At 44.2% G+C, this 25038-nt stretch carries 21 protein-coding genes; 12 read left to right on the forward strand and 9 right to left on the reverse strand.

Annotation, left to right across the window (positions count from 1 at the left end):
- Positions 1–29: 29 nt before the first annotated feature.
- Positions 30–2207 (reverse strand): malate synthase G, encoded by a 2178-nt coding sequence (locus tag ABD744_RS16530; RefSeq protein WP_344799657.1) that lies wholly within the window; start codon positions 2205–2207, stop codon positions 30–32.
- 215 nt (positions 2208–2422) lie between these two features.
- Positions 2423–3493 (reverse strand): CobW family GTP-binding protein, encoded by a 1071-nt coding sequence (locus ABD744_RS16535; RefSeq protein ID WP_344799658.1) that lies wholly within the window; start codon positions 3491–3493, stop codon positions 2423–2425.
- A 92-nt stretch (positions 3494–3585) separates the two neighbouring features.
- On the opposite strand from ABD744_RS16535, the gene ABD744_RS16540 reads away from it, so the two are divergent.
- Both ABD744_RS16540 and ABD744_RS16545 read left to right on the forward strand, forming a co-directional pair.
- Positions 3586–3990, forward strand: coding sequence for a group II truncated hemoglobin (locus ABD744_RS16540; RefSeq protein WP_344799659.1), 405 nt, complete (start codon positions 3586–3588; stop codon positions 3988–3990).
- Positions 3991–4315: 325 nt separating this feature from the next.
- Positions 4316–6553, forward strand: coding sequence for an NADP-dependent isocitrate dehydrogenase (locus ABD744_RS16545; RefSeq protein WP_344799660.1), 2238 nt, complete (start codon positions 4316–4318; stop codon positions 6551–6553).
- Between the two features lie 63 nt (positions 6554–6616).
- Here the strand turns inward: ABD744_RS16545 and ABD744_RS16550 are convergent, their stop codons facing one another.
- Positions 6617–9175: a sensor domain-containing protein gene (locus tag ABD744_RS16550; RefSeq protein ID WP_344799661.1), complete on the reverse strand. Its 2559-nt coding sequence runs from the start codon at positions 9173–9175 to the stop codon at positions 6617–6619.
- Between the two features lie 304 nt (positions 9176–9479).
- Between ABD744_RS16550 and ABD744_RS16555 the strand changes: the two genes are divergently transcribed.
- The 3 genes from ABD744_RS16555 to ABD744_RS16565 all read left to right on the forward strand — a co-directional run bounded on the left by ABD744_RS16555 (position 9480) and on the right by ABD744_RS16565 (position 13327).
- On the forward strand, positions 9480–12059 hold the full coding sequence (locus tag ABD744_RS16555; protein WP_344799662.1) for an ExeM/NucH family extracellular endonuclease: 2580 nt from the start codon (positions 9480–9482) through the stop codon (positions 12057–12059).
- A 217-nt stretch (positions 12060–12276) separates the two neighbouring features.
- Positions 12277–12633: a YibL family ribosome-associated protein gene (locus tag ABD744_RS16560; protein ID WP_344799663.1), complete on the forward strand. Its 357-nt coding sequence runs from the start codon at positions 12277–12279 to the stop codon at positions 12631–12633.
- A 130-nt stretch (positions 12634–12763) separates the two neighbouring features.
- Positions 12764–13327, forward strand: coding sequence for a hypothetical protein (locus ABD744_RS16565; protein WP_344799664.1), 564 nt, complete (start codon positions 12764–12766; stop codon positions 13325–13327).
- Between the two features lie 11 nt (positions 13328–13338).
- Here the strand turns inward: ABD744_RS16565 and ABD744_RS16570 are convergent, their stop codons facing one another.
- A complete protein-coding gene (locus ABD744_RS16570) occupies positions 13339–13518 on the reverse strand; it encodes a hypothetical protein (protein ID WP_344799665.1) in 180 nt (59 codons plus the stop codon).
- A 336-nt stretch (positions 13519–13854) separates the two neighbouring features.
- On the opposite strand from ABD744_RS16570, the gene ABD744_RS16575 reads away from it, so the two are divergent.
- Positions 13855–15027, forward strand: a complete 1173-nt coding sequence (locus ABD744_RS16575; RefSeq protein WP_344799666.1) for a hypothetical protein — start codon at positions 13855–13857, stop codon at positions 15025–15027.
- 95 nt (positions 15028–15122) lie between these two features.
- Here the strand turns inward: ABD744_RS16575 and ABD744_RS16580 are convergent, their stop codons facing one another.
- On the reverse strand, positions 15123–16205 hold the full coding sequence (locus tag ABD744_RS16580) for a pyridoxamine 5'-phosphate oxidase family protein (protein WP_344799667.1): 1083 nt from the start codon (positions 16203–16205) through the stop codon (positions 15123–15125).
- A 113-nt stretch (positions 16206–16318) separates the two neighbouring features.
- Here ABD744_RS16580 and ABD744_RS16585 point away from each other — a divergent pair, with 113 nt between their 5' ends.
- The gene (locus ABD744_RS16585) at positions 16319–17380 is read left to right on the forward strand and encodes an AraC family transcriptional regulator ligand-binding domain-containing protein (protein ID WP_344799668.1); all 1062 of its coding nucleotides are present in this window, start codon (positions 16319–16321) and stop codon (positions 17378–17380) included.
- 22 nt (positions 17381–17402) lie between these two features.
- On the opposite strand, the gene ABD744_RS16590 is transcribed toward ABD744_RS16585, so the two are convergent.
- The gene (locus ABD744_RS16590; protein ID WP_344799669.1) at positions 17403–17807 is read right to left on the reverse strand and encodes a hypothetical protein; all 405 of its coding nucleotides are present in this window, start codon (positions 17805–17807) and stop codon (positions 17403–17405) included.
- Between the two features lie 150 nt (positions 17808–17957).
- Between ABD744_RS16590 and ABD744_RS16595 the strand changes: the two genes are divergently transcribed.
- Positions 17958–19934, forward strand: a complete 1977-nt coding sequence (locus ABD744_RS16595; protein WP_344799670.1) for a methyl-accepting chemotaxis protein — start codon at positions 17958–17960, stop codon at positions 19932–19934.
- Positions 19935–19942: 8 nt separating this feature from the next.
- On the opposite strand, the gene ABD744_RS16600 is transcribed toward ABD744_RS16595, so the two are convergent.
- Positions 19943–20671: a transporter substrate-binding domain-containing protein gene (locus ABD744_RS16600; protein WP_344799671.1), complete on the reverse strand. Its 729-nt coding sequence runs from the start codon at positions 20669–20671 to the stop codon at positions 19943–19945.
- A 196-nt stretch (positions 20672–20867) separates the two neighbouring features.
- Here ABD744_RS16600 and ABD744_RS16605 point away from each other — a divergent pair, with 196 nt between their 5' ends.
- The 3 genes from ABD744_RS16605 (at position 20868) to ABD744_RS16615 (ending at position 22606) form a co-directional block, all read left to right on the forward strand.
- A complete protein-coding gene (locus ABD744_RS16605; RefSeq protein ID WP_344799672.1) occupies positions 20868–21401 on the forward strand; it encodes a flavodoxin in 534 nt (177 codons plus the stop codon).
- Positions 21401–21760, forward strand: a complete 360-nt coding sequence (locus ABD744_RS16610) for a hypothetical protein (protein ID WP_344799673.1) — start codon at positions 21401–21403, stop codon at positions 21758–21760. The genes ABD744_RS16605 and ABD744_RS16610 overlap by 1 nt, the downstream gene beginning before the upstream one ends.
- A gap of 87 nt (positions 21761–21847) precedes the next feature.
- Positions 21848–22606 (forward strand): glutathione S-transferase family protein, encoded by a 759-nt coding sequence (locus ABD744_RS16615; protein WP_344799674.1) that lies wholly within the window; start codon positions 21848–21850, stop codon positions 22604–22606.
- 30 nt (positions 22607–22636) lie between these two features.
- On the opposite strand, the gene ABD744_RS16620 is transcribed toward ABD744_RS16615, so the two are convergent.
- Positions 22637–23575, reverse strand: coding sequence for a LysR family transcriptional regulator (locus ABD744_RS16620; RefSeq protein ID WP_344799675.1), 939 nt, complete (start codon positions 23573–23575; stop codon positions 22637–22639).
- Between the two features lie 208 nt (positions 23576–23783).
- Here ABD744_RS16620 and ABD744_RS16625 point away from each other — a divergent pair, with 208 nt between their 5' ends.
- Positions 23784–24326, forward strand: coding sequence for a lactoylglutathione lyase family protein (locus ABD744_RS16625; protein ID WP_425562188.1), 543 nt, complete (start codon positions 23784–23786; stop codon positions 24324–24326).
- Between the two features lie 143 nt (positions 24327–24469).
- Here ABD744_RS16625 and ABD744_RS16630 read toward each other — a convergent pair whose 3' ends face one another.
- Positions 24470–24907 carry a carboxymuconolactone decarboxylase family protein gene (locus tag ABD744_RS16630; RefSeq protein ID WP_344799676.1) on the reverse strand — a complete coding sequence of 146 codons (438 nt, stop codon included), beginning with the start codon at positions 24905–24907 and terminating at the stop codon, positions 24470–24472.
- Positions 24908–25038 lie beyond the last annotated feature (131 nt).

Below are 25038 nucleotides of genomic sequence, written 5' to 3' on the forward strand. Positions count from 1 at the left end.
CCTGTAGGTGCGTCACCTAATCTCTCTGCTTACTTAGCAGCTTTGAACTTCAAGCGGTAAGCGTGAAGCAATGGCTCGGTATAACCACTTGGCTGCTCTTTACCTTTGAAGATAAGGTCAGAAGCTGCCTGGAACGCGATGCCGTTAAAGTCTGGTGCCATGTTTGTGTAGTATGGGTCGTTTGCATTCTGACCATCTACAATAGCAGCCATACGCTTCAAGCTTTCTTCAACTTGCTCTTGAGTACAGATACCGTGCTCCAACCAGTTAGCAACGTGCTGAGAAGAAATACGCAGTGTTGCACGGTCTTCCATTAGGCCAACGTTGTTGATATCCGGTACCTTAGAACAACCAACGCCTTGATCAACCCAACGAACAACGTAGCCCAGGATACCCTGACAGTTATTGTCCAGTTCATTTTGAATCTGCTCTGGCGTCAACGCCTTAACTTCTTCTTCTGTCATTAGAGGAATAGTAAGGATGTCGTCTACGTTTGCGTGATCACGAGTTTTAAGTTCGTTTTGAACTGCAAAAACATCTACCTGATGGTAGTGAATTGCGTGAAGTGTTGCAGCCGTTGGAGATGGAGTCCAAGCCGTGTTTGCACCTGCTTTAGGATGACCGATCTTCTGCTCCATCATCATGCCCATTTCATCCGGGATAGGCCACATGCCTTTACCGATCTGAGCACGACCTTGAAGTGCAGTTTCAAGACCTGTGTCTACGTTCCAATCTTCGTAAGCGTTGATCCAAGTTTGCTGCTTCATCACAGTCTTAGGTACGAAAGGACCAGCCAGCATAGAAGTGTGGATCTCGTCACCCGTACGGTCTAGGAAACCAGTGTTGATGAATACAACACGGTCTTTCGCAGCACGGATACATTCTTTCAGGTTAACCGTAGTACGACGCTCTTCGTCCATGATACCCATCTTCATAGTGAAGCGAGGTAGGCCCAGTGCATCTTCAACACGGCCAAACAATTCGTTAGAGAACGCAACTTCTTCAGGGCCGTGCATCTTAGGCTTAACGATGTTTACAGAACCTGTAGTTGAGTTCTTGAACGGGCTGTTGCCTTTAAGGTCATGAATTGCGATCAACGTAGTGATCACACCATCCATAATGCCTTCAGGAATTTCTGAGCCATCTTCCAAAAGGATCGCAGGGTTAGTCATCAAATGACCAACGTTACGAACGAACAACATTGAGCGGCCTTTCAAAGAGAAAGTGTTGCCGTCAAGACCAGTGAACTCACGGTCAGCGTTCATTGTACGGGTAAAGGTCTTGCCGCCCTTGCTTACGTCTTGAGCAAGGTCACCTTTCATCAAGCCTAACCAGTTACCGTAGGTGATCACTTTATCTTCTGCGTCTACCGCAGCAACAGAATCTTCACAGTCCATAATAGTTGTCAGTGCAGATTCCATAACGATGTCTTTAATGCCAGCTGCGTCTGTAGAACCCACAGGGCTGGTTGCATCGATTACGATTTCAAGGTGAAGACCGTTGTTTTTCAGAAGAATTGTCGTTGGCGCCGCTACGTCGCCTGTGTAACCAACCAATTTCGATTCGTCTTTAAGGCCGGAAGCAGAACCATCAGCCAAAGTAACAACCAATTTGCCTGCTTCGATAGCATACTTAGTTGTTCCAACATGTGAACCGTTTGCCAAAGGCGCTGCAGTATCAAGAACACCACGAGCATATGCAATTACTTTGTCGCCACGTACTTTGTTGTAGCCTTTGCCTTTTTCAGCACCGTCTTCTTCAGAAATAACAGTCGTGCCGTAAAGTGCGTCGTATAGAGAACCCCAACGAGCATTAGAAGCGTTCAATGCGAAACGTGCGTTCATTACAGGTACAACCAGCTGAGGACCTGCCATTTCAGCGATTTCCGGCTCAACGTTAGCAGTCGTCGCTTCGAAGTCTGCACCTTCTTCTACAAGATAACCGATCTCTTGAAGGAACGCTTTGTATTCAGCGAAGTTAAGAGCCTGACCTTTACGCTCAGTGTGGTATGCGTCGATTTTCGCTTGGAGATCATCACGCTTAGCAAGAAGTGCTTTATTTTTTGGAGCTAATTCGTTAGCAATTGCGCTGAACTCAGCCCAGAATTTTTCCTGGTCTACGCCAGTACCTGGAATTGCTTTTTCGTTTACGAAATCATAAAGCTCTTTTGCAACCTGAAGGCCGCCCGCTTGGATACGATCAGTCATATTCGCCAATACCCTTTAGTGAAATATCTAATATCTATAACTACTAAGACCGCCTCTCCTCATTTCTAAAAAGTGCTAAATCGCACTTAAAAAGAGACAGCCGCGAAAGAAGTGCGGCGTATTCTACTTGATTTAACTCAATTAATCATGCGTTGAATGGCAGGAAATGTTCGAACGGCATTCGGATTACTTGCAAATGCACCGATTTCAGGTGGTTATTCGATGAGTAACCCTAACAACGTTTTTTCTATGTTTTGCCAATCAAGGCGTTCAAAGTGAATGATTTCCATCCGGGCTGCGCCAGACTCCGAAGCATTCAATAAGTACTGGCAATCCAGCTCGGTGCCCTGACCGTTCACCATAAGGTGTTTATTCCTCACCGGAAATACACCTTTTACCCTTTCAACTTCAAGTTGCTTCAACCAAACCATCAACTGCGCTTCATCAAACTCTGCGTCCCGGTTAAAGGTCCAACCACAACTGTAAAAACCCTCCCCTTCGTTTTCTTTACGACTCCAGACGGAATTTTCTGGTAACTCAGCAGAAGAATAGTGATGGTCGTGGTCGTGGTCGTGGTCGTGGTCGTGGTCGTGGTCGTGGTCGTGGTCGTGGCAAACAATACCCTCTGGCTGATCGATGTCAAAATCCAACCAAGCATGTTTGAGTTGACCCTGAGCAATCCATTGATAACGACTGGTTGGTTTAATTTTCTTCGCTTTTTTTAACGCTGAAAACCACGCCTGAAAGGCAAGTTTATCGGACTCCGCATACTTGTCTGACTTAGTTCCCAATAGCCAATCTGCCACCGCCAATTGAGACTGATATACTTCATGTTGCTGGTATTTATCATTATTTAAGCTTTTGGGATCAACCAGTGTGAACGTTGACTTTAGCGCTACAACGTCTTTGTAATCATCGCCAGAAAGCATCGTTATGATCTCGTGCGGATGCCCAAGCCCTGTAGGTTCTATTAACAACCGATCCGGCTTTTTACTCAACAAAGCATTTAAACCAACCTTCGTCGGCAAGCCATTCACACAACACATGCAGCCACCGGGGATTTCTTTAACATCGACCTCATTCCGGGGCAAACTTCCCTTGCTCCCACGCTCTTGAGATAAACCGCTCAAAATCGCCCCATCTACGCCCACTTCACCAAACTCATTAACTAAAACCGCCCAACGTTCGTCTGCGGGTTTATTCTTTAACAAATGGATGATTGCTGTGGTCTTCCCTACGCCCAGGAAGCCAGTGATTATATTCACCGGAATTTTATGATCTGTCACTCGTCAGCCTTTATTTTTCAGGTATTTAAATCATGAGGTTTGATATACTTGGAATCAATTCAGTTCACCCAGTTTAAATAGAATTTTTATCTATGACAGAAAAACTTCCCTACGGAACGGCCGACGCATCCTTTCAAGCCGCTGGCGAGTACGAAGGCATCAAACAGTTAGTGGATGACTTCTACACCGTCATGTCTTCCATTCCGGAAGCAAAAACCATTCGCGACATGCACCCGGACAATCTCGAAGAGTCCCGAGATAAACTTACTCGGTTTTTATGTGGTTGGTTAGGCGGCCCTAAATTGTACAGCGAGAAATACGGCGCTATTCGAATCCCTGTTGCTCACAGACACCTTGACATTGGCCCGGCCGAAAGAGATGCCTGGTTGGCATGTATGCAAATTGCAGTCGACAAACAATCGTACCATGCCGATTTTAAAGATTACTTGATGAAACAGCTTTATGTGCCTGCCGAGCGAAGCAGAAATAAAGATTAGGAACCTTCCATAAAAATTATGGACTAAGCATGGAACGCGCAGAAAACAGGACTTGATCAACAGCAGGGATTTTGCACACTAAACATGCAACTAAAAAGACTTGCACAGACATAATGCAAAGAGCGCACTCAAATAAAGCATTTTCTCTTTTATTTGACGAAATTTGTCTATAATCTCTTAAAGATCATAATCTCATTGCAATATATATTCTGATATAATGCGCAGCTCAAACGATTTATTACAGGCTTAAAGAACATTAAGATGACCACAAGTCGTCTTTCGATAAGCACCTGATATTAAAGCCATAAGCAATTCAGGACGAAGAATGACAAACAACACACCTAAAATTATCTATACAGAAACGGACGAAGCTCCAGCATTAGCAACTTACTCATTGCTACCTATCATTAAAGCGTTCACTAAATCTTCAGGCATCAGCGTAGAAACCAGGGACATATCACTTGCAGGCAGAATCATTGCAAACTTCCCGGAGAACTTATCTGAAGATCAGAAACAATCTGACGCACTGTCAGAATTAGGCGAACTGGCGAAAACACCAGAAGCCAATATTATTAAATTACCTAACATCAGTGCTTCAATACCTCAGCTTGTCTCTGCCATCAAAGAGCTTCAATCTCAAGGTTACAACATCCCGGATTACCCAGAAGAGCCTTCGAACGACAAAGAAGCCGCCATCCAGAAGCGCTATGCAAAAATTTTAGGCAGTGCTGTAAACCCGGTATTACGTGAGGGCAACTCAGACCGCCGCGTTGCTGCTCCGGTTAAGCAATACGCCAAGACACACCCACACTCAATGGGTGAGTGGAAGAGCGATTCAAAGTCTCATGTTGCACACATGGACGCCGATGATTTCTATGGCAGCGAACAATCCGTCATCATGCAAGCCGAAGACGATGTAAAAATCGAATTCGTTGCAAAAGACGGCAGCGTCACCGTACTTAAAGAATCTACGCCGCTTCAGGCTGGCGAAGTCATTGATTCTTCCCGTATGAGTGCAAAAGCACTGCGCGCTTTCTACGAGAAAGAAATTGAAGAAGCAAAAGAACAAGACATCCTGCTTTCATTGCACTTGAAAGCTACCATGATGAAGGTGTCTGACCCTGTCATGTTCGGCCATGCTGTAACGGTTTATTATAAAGAAGTTTTTGATAAGCACGGCGATGTTTTTGAAGAGCTGGGCGTCGATCCAAGCAACGGCATTGGCGATGTGTACGCAAAAATCAAAACACTGCCGTCGGATCAGCAAAAAGAAATCAAGTCGGACATCAAAGCGATCTACAAAACCCAGCCTGAATTGGCCATGGTTGATTCCGATCGCGGCATCACCAATTTACACGTTCCGAATGACATCATTGTTGATGCGTCTATGCCGGCATGTATTCGTGCATCCGGTCGTATGTGGGGCCCGGACGGTCGTCTTCACGATACAAAAGCAATGATCCCGGATCGCTGTTACTCTCGCATTTTCCAGGAAACCATCGATTTCTGTAAAGAAAACGGTGCTTTCAATGTACAAACTATGGGGAATGTCTCGAACGTAGGCTTGATGGCTCAAAAGGCTGAAGAATACGGTTCTCATGACAAGACCTTCATCATTGAAAACGAAGGTCAGATTCGCGTTGTGAATCAGGCTGGCGAAACACTGATGTCTCACGATGTCGAGCCAGAAGACATTTGGCGCATGTGTCAAACTAAAGACGCGCCTATCCAGGACTGGGTAAGACTGGCCGTAGATCGTGCTGAAAAAACCGGTCAACCGGCTATTTTCTGGTTAGACGAAAACCGAGCTCACGACGCAAACCTGATTAAGCTGGTGAATAAATACCTTCAGGATCATGATACTGCAAACTTGGACATTCAGATCAAAGAGCCAGTAGAAGCAATTCGTTTTACTCTTGAACGAGTTAAGAACGGAGAAGATACCATCTCGGTTACTGGTAACGTTCTGCGTGACTACCTGACGGACTTGTTCCCGATTCTTGAGCTTGGCACCAGTGCGAAAATGCTTTCAATCGTTCCTCTGCTTGCTGGCGGCGGTTTGTATGAAACAGGCGCAGGCGGTTCAGCCCCTAAGCACGCTCAACAAATGGCGGAAGAAGGCCACCTTCGTTGGGATTCATTGGGTGAGTTCCTGGCACTGGCAGTGTCTCTTGAAGATCTTGGTCACAAGACCAACAACTCAAAAGCGTTGGTGCTTGCTGAAACATTAACCAATGCAACATCTCACTTCCTTGAGCGCGACAAATCACCTCAACGTTCGGTCGGTGAACTGGACAACCGAGGCAGCCACTTCTACCTATGTCTATACTGGGCACAAGAGCTGGCTAAGCAAGATCAGGATGCTGAATTGAAGGCCGTTTTCCAAGACCTGAAAGAAGACCTGGACGAGCACCGTGAAGACATCGTCTTCCAACTAAGAAGTGTTCAAGGCAAGCCTGTAGAGCTGTATGGTTATTACCATCCGGATTCTTACGTTGCGGCGAAAGTAATGCGTCCTAGCCCTACTTTCAACAAGATCATTAATGCAATGATCAATGCCTGATAAGCATTTGCTTAATTAGCAAAAAGGTCAGCACTTGCTGACCTTTTTTAATTCTGATGAAGTTTAAGCGCACCGCTTCTCTTTAATGAGCTGAGCAGTCAACATCTTTGCTTCCACCGGCTTAGCAAAATAATATCCTTGCCCATAGTCACAACCGGCGGAAACCAGAAGTACTTTTTGTTGTTCGGTTTCTATGCCTTCTGCTACGACCTTAATGCCCAGTTTATGCGCCATAACAATAATGGCTTCGCATAAAATATGCTCTTCACTGCCCTCCTCCATATTACGAACAAAAGCCTGGTCTATTTTGAGGCAATCAATATCGAACTTCTTTAAATAGGAAAGCGAGGAATAACCCGTCCCAAAATCATCTAAGGCCACCTGAATCCCGGCCACATGAAAACTTTCTATCTGATCTTTTACCGATTGATCTGACTCCAGTAACAGCCCCTCCGTTATTTCAATGGTGATGGCATTACCAGACAAACCACTGCGAGAAAGAGATTCAGCCCAATTGCTAGGGGTTTCCTGATGGAACTGAACCGGAGACTTGTTCACACTGAGCTGAAAATCCGGATTGATTAACCGACGCCATTCTTTTACTTGGTTAACCGCCTGTTGAAATACCCACTCACCAATTTCAATTATTAACCCAGTTTCTTCTGCCAAGGGTATAAATTCAACCGGACTAACAAAGCCGTATTCGGGGTGGTGCCAACGAATCAATGCTTCGGCTTTATAAATTTCTTCTGACTTCAGGTCAATGATGGGCTGATAGTAAACCTCCAGTTGCTCCTGTTCTAAAGCACCCCTTAAATCCTTAATCAGCTTTCTTTGCCGTGTTGCAGACTCTTGCATACTGGCAGTAAAGAAACTGTGCCGATTACGCCCCTGGGTTTTTGCTTCGTACATGGCCTGATCCGCAAATTTAAATAGCTCATCAACATGCACACTGTCGTTGGGAGACATAGCGATGCCGATACTGGCCGAAATAAATACCACCTCATCATTTAGATTAAACGGCTTAGACAACGTATCAACAATGGCGGTGGCAACTCGCTCAACACTGCTTGGGTCCGCGATATTGGTGAGCATCACGATAAATTCATCCCCTCCGAATCGGCCTACGGTATCGCTTTCACGTATCACCATCAGAATCCGCATTGCCGCTTCGACCAAGAGCTGATCACCAACATTATGGCCTAAAGTGTCATTTACCTCCTTAAAGTGATCAAGGTCTATAAACAACAAGGCACAGGCATCACCACTGCGTTTGCCCCTCACAACCTCCTGTTCAAAACGATCCAAAAACATCGCGCGATTGGGTAATGCGGTAAGGTTATCGTAATTGGCTTGTTGCCATATTAAATGTTCCGCCAGTTTCTGATCCGTAATATCAATCATTGAACCTGCAATTCTTCTTGCCTTGCCGTCCTGGCTGCGAACAGCCTGACCGATCACCTTTACCCAGCAGTATTCCCCACGTCGGGATTTGATTCTGTATTCCATGTCATAAGGCACGGAACAATCTTCTATGTGCGCAGCAACGGCTTGCCGGACAGCGTCAACATCGGCCTCATGCACGGCACTCCAAAATGCTTCTTGCGTGTTTGGGAATTCTTCCGGTTGATAGCCCAGTATTTCTTTAAACTTATCGGAATAATAAACATCCCCTGTCAGCAGATTCCAATCCCATAATCCAACACCGGAACCTTTCACCGCTAATGAAAAACGCTCTTCACTTTCTTGCAACAGAGCCACGGTATTGGTCAGCTCATTAATGAGTTGCGCCCGCTCAGTTATATCAAAAATGCTTACAGGCACACTGAGCGCATCGCTGATTGACTTTGGCAAAGGCATTGAAAGGATCGTAGTAATAAGCTCGCCATCCAGCGCTCTAAAGTCCACTTCTGCTCTGAATGATTCCTCACCATTCCAAATCGCGATCAGTTCATCCCGAAAGACCTTTGCCGAGCTTTCAGTGAAGGTGGTATCAATCCTGGATAGTAAGTCATCCTCTGTTTCGGCATTAAAGAGCTCCAGTCCTCTAATGTTGACATGGTTAACATGAATTTTTTGAGCCAGCGATAATATCAACTCAGGGCTTTTGTCCAAATACTCCGCCAAGTTGTGAACACCACTCTTACGAAGAAGATCTAACTCTGAATATACCCCTGTAAAATTTTCATCCCAAATAGCAACTTCGGCGAAATCAAACAATTTTTTAAACCGGGCTTCCGTCTCAAACAAGTGGTGCTCTGCTTCATATCGGTCGGTAACATCGACGACTGAGCCAACGTAACCCATGAAATCGGAGCCCTCATAAATCGGCTTTAACTTTGCGCGAAACGTCCTCTTTCCCAGCTGAGGGCTGACATGGAAAAACTCCTGTTCAAACGTTTCCTGAGCATTCAGTGCTTTCAACCAGTTCGACTGAACAGAACCGCCTGATGAGGAGTTAATGTACTCTGTCCAGTTTTCACCCAAACAGTTTTCTGGTTCTAAACCGAACATGTCATACATGGAAGAGCTGATAAAAGTACAAGCGCCGTCACTGTCGGTATAAAAAATTCCGCCAGGAGAACACTCGACTAAACGAGTAAAAACTTGCTTATCTTTCACAGGTTAGGTCTCTGTGCTGTCACACTCACAAATCTTTCTCCAAAATCAGACCAATTTCTTGGGACTTTTTAGCAGTTTAGTTCAAAAAACAGGAAATTTATGAAGTGCACACTTCTTCTCATTTACGCAACAAATCCGCGCCTTTTGCTGCTCCAATCAAGCATCCGTTTAAAGCTTTGCGTCTTAAAACTGACTTATTGAGTTAACCAAATTGTCAACTTTCTATCATAAAGCACCTTTAGTCTTAGGCTCCTTCTTTACAACCTCAAGACGTCACAGCCATAACAAAACTAAAGGATTTAGAATGAACACCCTCCAACGATTTAGAATAACAAAACGGCTACCCTATGCAGTCAGCCTCACAACGTTAGCACTTTGCTCTGCATCAACTCAGGCAGACATCATATTTTCAGAGTACATCGAAGGCTCTGGAAACAATAAAGCGATTGAGTTGACCAATACCGGGGTCAACACCGTAGATCTTTCAGATTATCTCATCGAGCTTTATTCAAATGGCAATACGACCACAACCAATACCCTTAACTTGACAGGCACTTTAGAACCCAACAAGAGTTACGTCATCGCACACCCTTCGGCAACCACAGACATCCAGAATGTTGCTAACCTCACTTCTTCAGTGTCCTTCTTTAACGGTAACGATGTACTTTTACTAAAAAATGACAATCAGGTTGTCGATCGCATCGGACAGCTCGGTAGCAGCGAAAACTTTGCGAAAGATGTTACCTTGGTCAGAAAATCGTCCGTAGTCACGGGGGATACGAACATAAACGATGCCTTTAAGATTTCTGAAGAATGGGACGTTTACGACCAGGACACTTTCACCTACCTTGGCAACCCCGGCAACGGCAATCAAGAACCTCCCACTCAATACGCTTGTGGAGACCCGGTAACCTTCATTTCAAGTATTCAGGGATCAGGAGCTCAGTCCCCCATAGTAGGTGAAAGCGTTGTCATTGAAGCCGTCGTTATTGGTAACTTTCAAGAAAGTGATCGCTTAGGCGGCTTCTTTGTCCAAGAAGAAAACAGCGATACAGACAATGATCCGACAACGTCCGAAGGCCTGTTTGTATACCACTCAGAGACACCAGTGAACGTGGGGGATCGAGTCCTTGTTGCAGGCGTCGTGGATGAGTTTTTTAATCTGACCCAGCTGAACCAAGTGAATCAGGTCGAAATCTGCGATACGGAAGTAAGCCTGCCCGCCTATACTGAATTGAGCCTGCCTTTCAACACCGCTTCAGAGCCTGAACACACAGAAGGCATGAGAGTGGCCTTTCCGAGCACCCTAACCGTAAACGAAGTGTACAACTTAAGCCGTTATGGAGAGTTCGCTGTCGCCAATGGTCGTAAGTTCATACCCACTGAGATAGCAACACCCGGCGCAGAAGCCAACCAGATAGACATTCAAAACGATTTAAACTTGCTGATCGTAGATGACGGCTTCAAAGCGCAAAACCCCGACAATGTTGTCTATCCTTCACCTGGCTTGACAGCCCACAATACCTTACGCGCAGGTAACCAGGTTACCAATTTAGCCGGCATCATAAATTATTCATTCGGCGACTATAAATTACTCCCCACCTCAACCCCCAACTTTGAAAACACCAATGAACGACCTCAAGCCCCGGAAAGCCCAATTGAAAGTCAGCTGAGAATTGCCAGTTTTAACGTATTGAACTATTTCAATGGCGATGGCCTTGGTGATGGATTTCCTACAGAGCGAGGCGCAGACACTCCGTCGGAATTAACACGACAGGAAACAAAGTTAATCTCGGCCCTCGATACCATCAACGCCGACATAGTCGGACTAATGGAGCTCGAAAATGATGGCTTCAATGAGTTCAGCGCCATTTCAACCATAGTGAACGCGCTGAATGAACTGCAGGCGGAGGGCCAGGAGTATCTTTATATAAAACCCGATGTTGAAAGAATCGGCGACGACGCCATTGCAGTAGGCATGATTTATCGTCCGTCAAAAGTCGCATTACTTAATAATGCTGCGATATTAAACAGTGCTAATTCGCCTCTGGACGAACAAAACAAGCCTCTGTTCCGTGATGATCTGAATCGTCCTGCTTTGACCCAAAGTTTTACCGACCTCGCTTCCGGAGAAGTCTTTACCCTGGTAGTAAATCACTTAAAGTCTAAAGGCCCCCGCAACTGTGCAGACCACGAAGATTGTGACCAAAATGATGGCCAGGGCGCTTACAACCAAACAAGAACCCAGGCAGCAAAAGCTCTCACCCTTTGGTTAGCATCCAACCCAACGAACGTAGATACCGAAAATAGAATCATCCTGGGTGACTTAAACGCATACGCAAAAGAAGACCCAATCACCACCATCATCGAAGCGGGCTATACTTCGCTAAAAGAAAACGGCAGTTATACTTATCTTTTCAGTGGTGAAAGCGGCACCTTAGACCACGCATTAGCATCAGCAAGCATGGCCGAACACGTACTTTCGACTCAAAGCTGGCACATTAATGCCGATGAGCCAAGGGCGCTGGATTATAACGAAGAGCATAAAAGCCCTTCCCAGATTGAATCCTTTTACTCCCCCACCCCGTTCCGCTCTTCAGACCACGACCCTGTGATCATTGATTTGGCTTTTGATCGGAACCAAGCCCCTGAAGCAGAAATCAAAGCGCACCGCTTTTGGTTCTGGTGGTTGCTCACAAGCAACAGCTACGATCCAGATGGCTATATTGAGCAGCAAAGCTGGACGATCGGCAATAAAACCATTGCTAAACCGTGGGCTTTCGTTTCAAACCATTACCTGAAGCGAAACAACATTCGGGAGATTTCCCTAACCGTCACGGATAACGAAGGCGCCAATTCAACGACACGTCATAGGTTTAAATGATTTTTTAACTTTTATTCCTGACTAATTCACGTATACAAGCGTATATGAACGCATATGAAAGCCCGGGATAACCTCGGGCTTTTGTATATTCAAACGAACATACCTCTCTTCTTCCAGCTCACACCATTCTCATTACGACTTATGATTTGGATGCTGATATAATTATCGCTTGGTATTCAGTTTTCGCGCTTACGCACTTTGGTATATAGGTTATCCCATGAATTTAAATAAAGAACTTCAGCAACTTCAACACAAACTCGACAAGCTACGCAATAAGTTGGTTGCTGCTGAAAAAAGAGATGACCCTTCAGTCGTTCAACGATTTCAAAAAGAAATATCAGTCACGCTGAAAAAAGTGGAAAGCATCAAAGGCCAGAAATCTCGTCAGGTCAGTAGCAAAAGCGACACCATTAAAGCGATGCCATTCCATCGCGAATTGACCAAAACAGAACAAGCCGACATGGGCAAACTGAAAAAGTCCGTACGAGGGCTTGTCGTGGTTCACCCAATGACGGCGTTAGGCAAAGAAATGGGGATCACCAAAATGACCGGGTATGCGCCTAAAGAGTTCTAAGTCGGCGTTTCACCACCCCCCAACCCTATAAATCAACAAACACGATTAAGCCTGTTATAATGCTCGCCCAAATGCGGTATGCCCTTCTGTATAACATAACGGGCTGTTTTTTTCGGAGCCATAAAACACCATGACAGACAGACAAATTCCTACCTACTTACAAGATGCTGATCAGTTGATTTCAGAGAACGGTTTCAAAACCAGCAATGTTTGGTATCACGGCACAGCATCAGGATTGATAGAGTCCATCCAGGAAAAAGGTTTATTGCAATCAGGCGATAAAGAATCCAACGCTCGCGCCAAAAAGACCATGTCCACCATTGGCGGCTCCTACAAAGAAAATAAAGATCCGATTTGCCTGTCTCAAAGCAAAGAGCTGGCTTACTTTTGGGCAGAACAAGCGACAAAACAACGTAATTTGCGCTTTGGTGGAAATGAAGAACCCGTCGTGATCGCCATCTCCCTACCGGACGATTTAAATTCAGACGTTAAGCCTGACGTAGGTGCTGCAGCCATGCTTATCATTGGTAATGCATACACAGATGAACTGAAAACCATTTACGAAAAAAACGGATTAACCGCACCGGATGTTGACCCAATGAATGCGGACAGAATGGAATACCTCTCAAAACTGGGCTTGGCTTACTACAAAAAGAACATTGACCCTCGGTACATTCAGTTAGTCACTGAATAGCAGTCCTGTCATTATTGCAACGCAATAAATTCGTCAATAAAGCCAGCTTCTTTGCTGGCTTTATTGCTCTTTACTTCGAACAACACTTCGCACAAATTATGGACATACAAGGTTTCAATCGATATTCGTTTTAAGAAACTAAACAGTTTGTTCCATTTAACTTTTTCTTCCTGATTTCTTACTTTCTTCAAAACAGCTTCACTGCAAATCTCTGACCAATTACTACTCTACAATTTTTCTAAAAACACCCAAATTCTGTGGCTTTCAAAGGCTTCAGGCTATTTCTGAATGTAAGTTCATGTAACTTTAAATAAACAAACATTCTCATATTCATTCATCATCAATTCCAAAGTTTTTACTTCCTGTTGAATAAATTCAACCATCAAGTTACTAGCGTTATAAGAAGCTTCTCCTATATTTGCTCTACACAGTGATTGCAGCCGGGGTGGCACATAATGAACAGACAACTAATAGGAATAACAATACTAACCTTAGGCCTTCATACGATGGCGCACGGAGGATCTTTAATGAATATGGATCTTACTGTTGGCCAGGCCCCGAACCCCAGTAACACTAAAATGTTTGAGTATTCCAGTACAGAAGACCTCATAAAGCAGTTGGATAACGATAACCTCAAACAAGACTTCTCCAACTACCAAGAAGATTTTACCTTCGTAGATTCCACCATTAATTATCGCTCTCTGCCTATGCGGATGACGTTTCAGACCAACAGCCAGACACTTATATTTTCTATACCCGATTTGGGTATCAACGAACAGTTTGACGGCCAAGGCGATCGAGACAACGCCATTGATCAACTGCTTGATTACTTAAAAGGGAAAGACTCGAATACAGCCAATAAAATCAACAGAAAGCTGGTTGAAATCTCCCCGAGCAGCCCTATCGCAGGCAACCCTTCTGCAATGATGAACATGATGGTGGACAGTGCTTTTGATGCTGGCGTCGGCTTTGATCGGAGCCAGGCAAACATTGCAGCCTCTGATCTATCCGACGAAAACCGAATTGGTATTGGTATTGATTACGCACAATATGACCAGGCTGGCCAAACCTCTGATAACTGGACTTTACCCTTGAAATACACCTGGGCGGATGAAAACGGTCGCAATTTAACCATCGACCTTCCTCTGAGCTACAACGACACAGAAGGCTCCGAAACCTACAAAGCGCGTTTAGGAATTACCTACCAATTCCCAGTCAACGCCAATTGGCTGTTAACGCCTGTACTTGATTATGGCGTTACCGCATCTGAAGACTTATATGATGGTGCTCAAATGATTTCAGGCGCCATTACCAGCATGTACACCTTTGACCCCCTATCTGTAGCAGGCGATGAGATCTCGGTTAGCATTGGTAACATGGCGGGCTACTACAAAACACTGCCTTTAGACATTGACGATTACGAAGTAGACCCAGACATTACAAACCAAGTCACCAAAAACGGGGTTCTTATTGATACGTTAGTCGATATTTTTTCTTATCCTGCCAACGTTCAGTACATTCTTACCGATTCCAGATACTTTGGGGACGAAGTTTACGCAGACAACTTCAATGAGATTGGATTTTCAGTAAGACCCGCTCATACTTCCAGCGATTTCTTAGCGCTTACATTTCTATATATTGCAAGCCCAAGCTCTGAAGATATCAGCGGATTTAAAGGCAAACTGTTTTATTCTTTCTGAGGTGTTCAGAAAGCATTCCCGGCCCCTCATAAGTGCTGTGGCAACTTGAAATGCCACAGCACTTAACCCCGATTCTCTATCTGTGTTGCCCCTCCTCAATACAAAGCATTCAAGTCCTTCTTAACCACTGCGCCAACCACAGGTGCGGAAACCTTGCCCAACCAACCATCGCCGTTCATGTGAGCCGCTAGTGCCTTAGGAAATGACGTTAAAGAAGAGGTATCAGGAAAACTGTCTGCCGCCCAAAAATCTGACGAGGCAAGCAGTGACGACCGAGATAAACACACTGAATCGACCTCAATTAAAAGACCTAATTTTGGTACTTTGTTATTAACACCAAAGGACTCAAGCAATTCAGGCGCGCTTATTATTTTTGCTCTGCCAGTTACAGTGAGAAAAAACTCACTGTTTGGAATAAAAAAGCTAAGGCCTACAAGTTGGGTAGCCAGAATATTTCTCAGACTGATCGCTACTTTATTGCCCGGCCTTTCCGGAATGAGTATTTGCCCTTGTTCAAGAACCTTAGCAACGCAATTTGGGTCACCTCTTGGCGAGAGTTCCGTTTCCCCTTTGTTATCTTGCGTACCCAACAACACATAAGGCGATGCTTCAATAAACTGAATATGTTGTGCTGTCAGATTTTCTTCAACGACTTCATCATTTACTTTATTGTCTCGTTCAAAATTACCTTGTTCAAAACTGTCTCGTTGAAAATCACCTCGTTCGAAAGGCAGTGCCTTATCAGAGTGCCACAAGCCTGATCTAACCGCTGCCCGGGCACACTGAAAATACAAAGATCTGATTTCCACTTCAAATAAATCCGGCTCTTGGTTGCCAGTCATCCGCCCATTCACTCTAAGTCCGTGACCAACACCAGGAATCAGAAAATACAAACTGCATTGCAAGGAAGCTGCATTCGTCTGCTGCACTTCCTTATTAATGCGAATTACAAAGTGTTTATCTGACTTCAAAGCAAAACAATCGGGATTTTGAAGATCGAGAATATCAAAGCCAAACCGACTGCCACCAACATAAACAACACCCGCTCTGGCCAGTTGTATAAACTCCAGGCTGTATTTATCCAACTTCGTCTGAATTCTTTTATCAAGTAACTTTGGATAAGGCTTAATTACTCGCCTTAACGCCACTTCCGTGGTTATTTCTTCAATATTTATCATCTTGCCACCCTTTGAACGATTTACGGATATGCCATCGTAGAGTTATCCTTATCCCGACAACATGACCATTGATTTCAAATGAATGGCAATTTGATTCATTATTAAATGACCCTATGACACAATCATTTCATGAACAACCATTCCATAAAAAAACATCCCAGAACACAACATCAACGGTGTCCGCCGTTGCATTGGTAGATTTAGCGTCTGAGCTCTTAAGCCTGAACGTCATCAACCTGGATGACATAAGCCTAATTTCGCCAGCACTTCAAAAGCTCATGGAACAAAACCGAAACTTAACGCCAGAGGATCGTTTTGATGAGAAAGCGCTGATTGATTTATGGCGTTCAACGAAGCAAAGCAATGATAAGCAGATAGGTTTGAAAATTGGCCAGAAAGTGAATAAACACGCCAAAGGCGTATTAGCTCACCTGTTATCGCACTGCAATACCCTGAACGAAGCCTTTGATACATTTACGAGTCTCATTGCTTTATTAAACCCGTCCGAACTTTGGGTAAAAAAAGAACACGATCAGCTTGTAACTCTCGAATTTTGCTTTCAATCCAACCACGATTACCCCCATCAAGCGGTAGAAAGAAGTGTTTGCGCCCTATTGCATTGGGCCGAGTTTTTCGTTGATAAAAAAATTACACCGATGGCCGTTACCTTCAGGCATGACGAACCCCAAAATACTCAGGCGTACCTAGATGCTTTCAATACAAAAGTTCAGTTTGGCGCACAGGCAAACAGTTTGGTTCTAAGTTCAGCCGTTATGACTCTGCCCATAAAAACTGCGAATGCATATTTAAAAGAAGTGCTGAGCAGCCGAGCCCATCACATTCTGGAATCGTTGAAAGTTCCTGCTTTCACTCAAGAAGCGGCGCCCCTGAAGCAAGCGGTCACCATTACCGATAAAGTTCTGACACTTTTTAAAGAAGACCTGAGTACGTTTCACCAAACCGAGCAAATATGCTCGCGTTTGCACCTCAGCCGAGTGACGCTCTACAGAAAACTCAAGGCGGAAGGCACGACCTTCAGAACACTGCTGAACCAAGTAAGAAAAGAACTCGCCGAGCACGAATTGAAAAAAAACACGCCGGTGATTGAGCTTTGCGAACAACTTGGATTCAAAGATCCTAGCACCTTCTACAAAGCTCAAAAGCATTGGAAATAATTCAGAATAAAGTGCGGATTGCCTACAGAAGCTCTAACTTCGTTCGGTCACCCGTTGAAAAGCCAGCAACTAAAGAGTACTGAAAGAAAGCCAAGCAGGTCGTTAAGTGATCACGCAACCAATATTTAACCATTTCAGCCTGCGTCTCTTCAGGGCTCGCTTCAAAAGCAGTCAAAGTCACTTTAACTAAGTGCTTACCTTCTTTTTGTTTGGTGTCGTCCGTCACTAAAACCACCAACGACTGCTCTTCTTGATTCCACTCAAACAAGCAGTACATGGAATCATCTTCCACGGATTCATTGAATAAAGTAAATGCGTAATCTGCACACGCCAAAACAGACGACTTAATTGCCAACTCAGTATTATCTGAGCAAGTCGCAGAGTGCAGTGTTTGGTTTGTAGCCGTGATTTCAGTATTCCAACTCAAGAAACTAGCCCTTCTTCAGAAAAAAAGCGGCATTATGCAGTGTGATTTTTAATAGATAAAGTGAAAGATTCAAAACAGCCTGTATAAATAATGGCCTTATTCTTGCTCTATACTCAAATTGTCAGAAAACCAACACCGGAGCAGAAATACATGGCATTACCAACCTCCCAACAAGCTGTACGCCCCCTGCTATTCAAAACGCTGGCAGGACTCACGCTCTGGTTTCTGGCCTGTCTTATCTTAGTATTTATAGTGTCGAATCAATCAACGACCGAAAAAGAAAATCACCAGACCGCCGACAACAAAAGCGCTCAAGAATTCGATGTGCTTCAAAATACATTAAAAACTTTAAAAAAAGCCGTATTAGCACTCCAACAAAAGCAACAGTCTCAATCCGAACAACACGCTCAACAAATCAACGGAATTCGCTCTGAAATAAACACTTTCATAGAAAGTGAACAACTAAAAGCCAATGCTCAGGCCAAACTTCAATATGAATCATTTATGTCTGCAACCCAAACCACACTGACACAGCTAGAGCAAGCCATAGAAACATTACACCAAAATCAGCAAGCGCAATCCCAGACTCCCTATATCGACCCTTATTCAGAAGAGTATTTCAAACGATACAACGAGGTTCAAAAAGGGTTATCGACCTGGCTGCAACTGGCTCTGGATTCCGGAAATGACGGCTTGGCTTACCGTATCACCCGCACCAAATATTTCCTTTCGACCGGTTCCCTGTATTTAAGCGACCTGCTAACAGGTAATAAGCTGAAAACAATAAATAATGTGATGATGAATTTCCAAGCGACCATTGATTACATCAGCCGCATGGAGGCCCTGAGTTATCAAGGAAAAGACGAATTAACAGACCACATTGATGAACTGATGGATCTGGGTAGCCAACGTTTTGAAACCTACCAAAACTATCACCAAAACAAGCACAACAATACACAAACGGCGCTGGACGCTTTAACATTGAATCTCCCCGTCCAAAAAGTTGACCAGGCCTGGCAGGATATCGCTTTTTCTGCACTCCCTAAATTCCCGACTACAAACCAAACCTCAGACATTCAATTTGATCATTTGATTAAAGACATTGATCTGGCAACCAATGCCATTACTGAGCTCAAACGACAGCTATCAACCAAAGCTGCGCCGAAAAACCAGCAACCCCAAAAACAACCCTATTGGTTGCTTCTAACTCTGATTGTTGCAGGGCTTGCTGTGTGCTGGTTGGTCTTTTCCTTGATGTCGAAACGAATCGTCGATCAGGCTGAGGCGATGACGCAAGCCGCTCTGTCCAATCAAGCGACAACGATGGAAGCCGAACGAGTACTGGCGCTTCAGGGACAGAAAGAATCAAACTCAGCGCTTTTTAAATCCGGTTCTGCAAAAATATACCAGGAGCTTCAAACCCAACAAAACTGTACGAGTCAAGTTCAAACCCAACTGATCGACATCATTGCGAGTCTTGAGGAAATAACACTCAAATCAACCGAGACATCAAACACAACCGATACAGCGGAAAGCCGAATTCAAACAGGTGAAGAAACAGTTGTTCAAGCCATTGATAGCATCCAAGATTTATCCAATGATGTCAGTGCTGCTTCCGAAGTCATTTTAAATCTTGAAGAGCAAAGCAAGAAAGTCGGCGCCTTTCTGGAAGTCATTGTAAGCATTGCCGAACAAACAAACTTACTGGCATTAAACGCAGCCATTGAAGCCGCCCGGGCAGGCGATCAAGGCAGAGGCTTTGCCGTCGTCGCAGATGAAGTCAGAACACTTGCAAAGCGGACGCAAGACTCCACTCAGCAAATCAGAGACATTATAGAAGTACTTCAGGCCGATACTCAAAAGGCCGTAAGTGTTATGCACAGCGGCAGAGAAAAAGCCGCTTTTGGCGCAGAAAGAACCAGCAGCGCGGGTGAAGCGCTGAAAGAGATTCAAGACGTAATCCATCAAATAAAGGCCATCAATCAGCAAGTTCTTGATCAGTCCACTCAGCTCGCACAGCATTCAAACACTGCCGATCGCAATATGGAGCAAGTATCTCAAGCCTCATTGAACATTCATAAATCACTGGAAAGTATCGACCAGTCAATGAACAGCCAGCTTAGCTGACCTCACGACTAAAAACCGTATTGTTTCAATAAGGCATCATAAGTTCCGTTGGCTTTAATTTCCTTCAACCCTTTGTTAAACGCCGAAATAATTTCTTCTTTGCGGCTGTTACTCAGACCGACCGTAATGTGCAATTTATTGCTTGAGAGAGAGTCACTCGTAAACTCTATTTTATTCAGCAATTGAGACGCTGTTCTCTTCAAAATATCACGCGCGACCACTTCATCTTCCAATGTAAGATCAATTCGGCCTGCGATCAGTTTTTTAATATTTGATATCAGGTTCTTAGACTCTGGTCGCTTAAAATTTGTCGCAGTAAGAAATGCGTCCCCGTAACCGTATCCCCTGACCACACCGATATTTTTACCTGTCAGGCTATCCAGCCCGCTGTATTCAAAGTCGTCATTTTTACGTTTGATGAATTTAATTTGATTTTCCAGATATGGGTCACTGTACATCAAAAACTTAGTGCGCTCCTCGGTGTACCAGGTTCCAACAAGAATATCTGAATCCGCTTCTTTGACTTCATTAATTGCCCTTGCCCAAGGCATAAACTGCATTTGTAATTCATGCCCTTGGGTTTTCAAAGCTGCGCGAGTGATCTCCAAAGCAATGCCTTGGTTAGGCTTGTCTGGGTCAAGAAAAGGCGGCCATGGGTCTCCGGCAGCAACAAACGTTTCCGCCAAACAAGACACACTGAATAAAATACCGAACAAAATAGAAATACAACGAGACATTTTTCACCCCTACTTTCTGGAATCGTTTGAAGACTGACATACAAAACCAACAACTTGGATAAGTTTCAGAGTAGTTCAGAAATGAACATTTCACATGAGTCGTGCATCCTTCAAACATCAAATAGAACTGATTATCATTTGCAAACAATATCAATTATTATAAACTTGCAAAATCAACACGAATCGAGATGCATATATGTCTGAAATTTTATTAGTATTCGGAACGGACACCGGAAATACAGAAGAAGTTGCTGAAAAAATCCAAGGCCTGTTCTCAGAAGAGGGTCACTATGTGGAACTGATTAATGTCTCCGATTGCAACGCAGAAAAAATCAATGAGGCAGACCTTTGTATCTTTGGCATACCCACTTGGGACTTTGGCGGCATTCAGGGAGACTGGGAAGACTTTCAAACCGAACTAGAGACCACGAACCTATCCGGGAAAGCGATTGCTCTTTATGGTTTAGGGGATCAGTTTGGCTACGGAGATTATTTCATTGATGCTGTGGGTTGGTTACATGAGATCATCGAACCAATGGGCGCCAACATAAAAGGCTATTGGCCAACCGACACTTATGAGTTTGATGGAAGCAGAGCCCTTAGTCCCTGCAGGAAATTCTTCTATGGACTCGCCATCGATGAAGATCAGCAATTTGAACTGACAGACGATCGAATTAAATCGTGGGTCGACCAGCTATTAGCAGAATTCAATTTAAGTGAGGCTGCCTGATGTGCAACAAAATCAGTAAGCTTGCGTACCAGAATAAATACCAATGGATTGGCATTTGTAGCCATGGTTCAGCCCACGTATTCTGGCGAACAGTGCATGTATGCCTCCCCTTCGACGAACTGTCAAAATTACTTGAACTCGCGTCTCAAATTCAACTCCCGGTACAACCCCACGGGGAGTTTCACCTGCTATGGCTCAACCAGGTCGCTATTAGATTAACCAATAAAGAGTACCAGGAAATACTGGCATTATTCATCGAAGCCAGCAAACAGCAATCCAAACCCTCAACGTTGCCTGCAAAAGCCCCCAAAGCACTTCCAGCAACAGAATCCAACAACACGCAGAGGGTTTACCACTGAAATAAAATCCACCAGACAATAATTTTATCCGAACCAATTTGCCTGAATAGAGACTTAACTGCTATTCCTTTAAAAAAGAAGCTCATTATGACCCATGAATATCAGACTTCAGCCAAATCAGGCAAATACACCTCGGTTACAGATTTCCCCATTAATCAGCGTTGGCCAGCACAAAATCCAAACATACTTCAGCTTTACTCGTTTCCTACGCCCAATGGTGTAAAAGTATCCATTGCTCTTGAAGAGTTAGGGATTGAATACGAAGCACATCGAGTTCGCTTATCCGATGAAGACGTAAAAAGTGCAGAATTCCTGTCTCTTAACCCCAACAATAAAATTCCGGCAATCATTGACCCCAAAGGCCCAAACAATGAACCTATCGGCTTATTTGAAAGTGGTGCAATTCTCATTTACCTGGCTGAAAAGTCCGGCAAACTTCTTGGTAACAACCCCGTTGAAAAAGCTAAAATTCTTCAATGGCTCATGTTTCAAATGGGCGGCGTTGGCCCAATGTTTGGTCAACTGGGTTTCTTCCATGTATTTGCAGGAAAAGAAATTTCAGACCCTCGTCCGAAAGCGCGATACCTGAATGAGGCTAAGCGTTTACTGAATGTGATCGAAAACCAACTCAACGGGCAAAACTGGATTGCCGGAGAATTCTCCATCGCAGACATTGCCATTGTCCCTTGGCTGCAAACATTGCAAACGTTTTATCAAGCCACTGAAATCACCAAACTGAACGACTTAACAAACGTTAAGGCTTATATTGAACGTTTTAATCAACGTCCTGCGGTTCAAAAGGGCTGGAAAATTCCGGCAGAAAACAAGTTAAAAGAAGCTTCCTAACTGCACTTTAAGCACTCAAATCAGCTTTGATCACCTGAATACACTGACCGGCCCGGATACGGGCTGGTTTGGCTTCCCTTTCGTACCTAAGCTCTCAAGAACTGCTTGTTTCAAAGTAAGGTATCTTTTTGGCAACAACTTATTCCTCTTCTGCACAAGATACAGAGTTTCCATCACCTGCTTAGCCGGTTGATGAATGACCAAATCGTCTTTTCTCCCGAACGCATCAACCGCACTCCTGGGTAATACAGTAAAACCAAGCCCTTGAGCAACAGGCAAGAGAATCTGGCTAAGCTGATTGATGTAACCGGTTTGAGGAATGTCTTCAATCATCAATCGATCCAATTCATCATTGGCGCAGTTGTCCAGGTAAAGAGAAAAATAAGCGTCTGCATCAGGGTGGGCAATCAAGCCACATTCCTTCAGCGTACTGCTTGTTATTACTTGGTTTTTATAGGCCACTGGCAGTATTAAACATAAACTCTCTTCCGCCAAAACCTCACTATCAAACACGCAAGGCGACGGAATGTAAGTCACAATGCCTTGGTCAACAGCCCCCGTTTTGATGTCTTCAAGGATTTTATAATTAGGCGCGGCCTCCAAAGAGATATTCAGGCCAGAATGCGCTGTCTGAAGCGCCAACAGTTGAGGGTAAATAGACAGGGCCAACGAACCGGAGCATGACAGTCGGCAAAGGCCAGAATAAGGATCATCAAAACTCAAAGACTCCATTAAAAGGGCTTCATTGCTATCCAGTGAATTCGCGTACTCGTAAACCAACCTGCCCTGCTCGGTCATCTCAAAACTTTTCTTATCTCTGCGAATGAGACTGTGTTTGCAAGCTTGTTCTAACTTTTGAATATGCTGGCTAACGCCTGGTTGTGTCATGTGAAGCTTGTCGGCTGTTTTGGTGAAGTGCCCCACTTCAATCAATGTCTTAAAGGTTTTAAGCCACACTGGATTTAACATCTTACCCACCCTTATTTAACCCGAACTTGCTTGCCTTAACCTGCCAATCAAGTTTTATTACGCACTCATACATCATAATGAAATTTTATTAAAATAAGAAAAAATAATAATTTTTAACAAGCTTAAATCATCCGTATCTTTGAGCCATCCACATCGAAGTTCGCTTCGATTCCGAAAGTTTAATTTTTCATAACCTTTTGAGGCACGAATGATGAATGAGCACTCGACCCCTTATCCTCGTAACTTTTCACACATTGGCATTTCAGTGCCAGACCTGGAAGCCGCCGTTAAGTTCTACACAGAAGTACTTGGCTGGTATTTAATAATGGAGCCAACAACCATTACCGAAGACACCAGCGCCATTGGCGAAATGTGCACCGATGTTTTCGGCGCAGGCTGGAGCCACTTCCGAATAGCGCACTTATCGACAGGCGACCGAATCGGAGTTGAACTCTTTGAATTCAAAAACCAGGAAAACCCGGAAAATAACTTCGAATATTGGAAAACCGGTATTTTTCACTTTTGCGTTCAAGATCCTAACGTTGAGGCACTTGCAGAAAAAATCGTATTGGCCGGCGGTAAAAAGCGAATGAAAGCACCACGCTACTATTACCCAGGAGAGAAGCCGTATCGTATGATTTATATGGAAGACCCATTTGGCAACATACTGGAAATATACAGTCACAGTTATGAACTGCATTACGCCAGCGGTGCCTATAATTCTGTCGAACCATCGAGCAACACTGAATAACATCCACTTAAGGCCACCACATCCATGGGCTAATGCCCAACCGGAACTTCCCTTGCATTTAGGCACTCTCGTCCGAGTCAGTCGCTATAGTGACTGACCCGAACGTTACTTAACAGTCAAAATATTCAATTAAATCAATCGATTTATTCATGAGTCATCTTGGTTGCAACAGCAATGCGGTTCCAGGCATTAATAGTAACGACCTGCATAATGCATTGAGACAATACTTGCTCACCTAATATATCCAGACATAAGTTATAGGTTTCATCCGTCACCCCCTCGTCTGAAATTAACGTTACTTCGTCCGTTAACTGCAACACAGCTCGTTCTCGCTCATTAAATAACGGGGATTCCGTCCAGGCAGACAAGGCCATCAGGCGGTGCAGTGACTCATTCAGTTTTAATGCCTCATCGGTATGCATCTGGATGCAATAAGCGCAGTTGTTTAACATAGAGGCGCGCACTTTAATTAACTGCCTGAGTTTCGGCTCTATGTCTGACTCCCCTAAATACCGTTCTAAGCCCATCATTGGATTAAACGCAGCGGGTTCTGTTGCTTGGATTGATAGTCTGTTGCTCATGAGATTACTCCTTGAATCAAATAAGAATTATTTAAGTACTTCCATTGTAGATTTCACCGGTATTCAATAGAATCCAGATAAAAAGCAATTCAGCTTTTCAATTTACGCAAAGATACCCACTCAGACAGAAA

The sequence above is a fragment of the Litoribacillus peritrichatus genome (assembly GCF_039537985.1).
GTDB classification, from domain to species: Bacteria; Pseudomonadota; Gammaproteobacteria; order Pseudomonadales; family Litoribrevibacteraceae; genus Litoribacillus; species Litoribacillus peritrichatus.

Coding starts and splice junctions, on each gene's coding strand:
- ABD744_RS16540 (WP_344799659.1), top strand. CDS start 3,586: ATGACAGAAAAACTTCCCTACGGAACGGCCGACGCATCCTTTCAAGCC.
- ABD744_RS16630 (WP_344799676.1), bottom strand. CDS start 24,907: ATGAGCAACAGACTATCAATCCAAGCAACAGAACCCGCTGCGTTTAAT.
- ABD744_RS16625 (WP_425562188.1), top strand. CDS start 23,784: ATGATGAATGAGCACTCGACCCCTTATCCTCGTAACTTTTCACACATT.
- ABD744_RS16585 (WP_344799668.1), top strand. CDS start 16,319: ATGACACAATCATTTCATGAACAACCATTCCATAAAAAAACATCCCAG.
- ABD744_RS16555 (WP_344799662.1), top strand. CDS start 9,480: ATGAACACCCTCCAACGATTTAGAATAACAAAACGGCTACCCTATGCA.
- ABD744_RS16580 (WP_344799667.1), bottom strand. CDS start 16,205: ATGATAAATATTGAAGAAATAACCACGGAAGTGGCGTTAAGGCGAGTA.
- ABD744_RS16620 (WP_344799675.1), bottom strand. CDS start 23,575: ATGTTAAATCCAGTGTGGCTTAAAACCTTTAAGACATTGATTGAAGTG.
- ABD744_RS16615 (WP_344799674.1), top strand. CDS start 21,848: ATGACCCATGAATATCAGACTTCAGCCAAATCAGGCAAATACACCTCG.
- ABD744_RS16545 (WP_344799660.1), top strand. CDS start 4,316: ATGACAAACAACACACCTAAAATTATCTATACAGAAACGGACGAAGCT.
- ABD744_RS16605 (WP_344799672.1), top strand. CDS start 20,868: ATGTCTGAAATTTTATTAGTATTCGGAACGGACACCGGAAATACAGAA.
- ABD744_RS16595 (WP_344799670.1), top strand. CDS start 17,958: ATGGCATTACCAACCTCCCAACAAGCTGTACGCCCCCTGCTATTCAAA.
- ABD744_RS16575 (WP_344799666.1), top strand. CDS start 13,855: ATGAATATGGATCTTACTGTTGGCCAGGCCCCGAACCCCAGTAACACT.
- ABD744_RS16565 (WP_344799664.1), top strand. CDS start 12,764: ATGACAGACAGACAAATTCCTACCTACTTACAAGATGCTGATCAGTTG.
- ABD744_RS16530 (WP_344799657.1), bottom strand. CDS start 2,207: ATGACTGATCGTATCCAAGCGGGCGGCCTTCAGGTTGCAAAAGAGCTT.
- ABD744_RS16560 (WP_344799663.1), top strand. CDS start 12,277: ATGAATTTAAATAAAGAACTTCAGCAACTTCAACACAAACTCGACAAG.
- ABD744_RS16610 (WP_344799673.1), top strand. CDS start 21,401: ATGTGCAACAAAATCAGTAAGCTTGCGTACCAGAATAAATACCAATGG.
- ABD744_RS16600 (WP_344799671.1), bottom strand. CDS start 20,671: ATGTCTCGTTGTATTTCTATTTTGTTCGGTATTTTATTCAGTGTGTCT.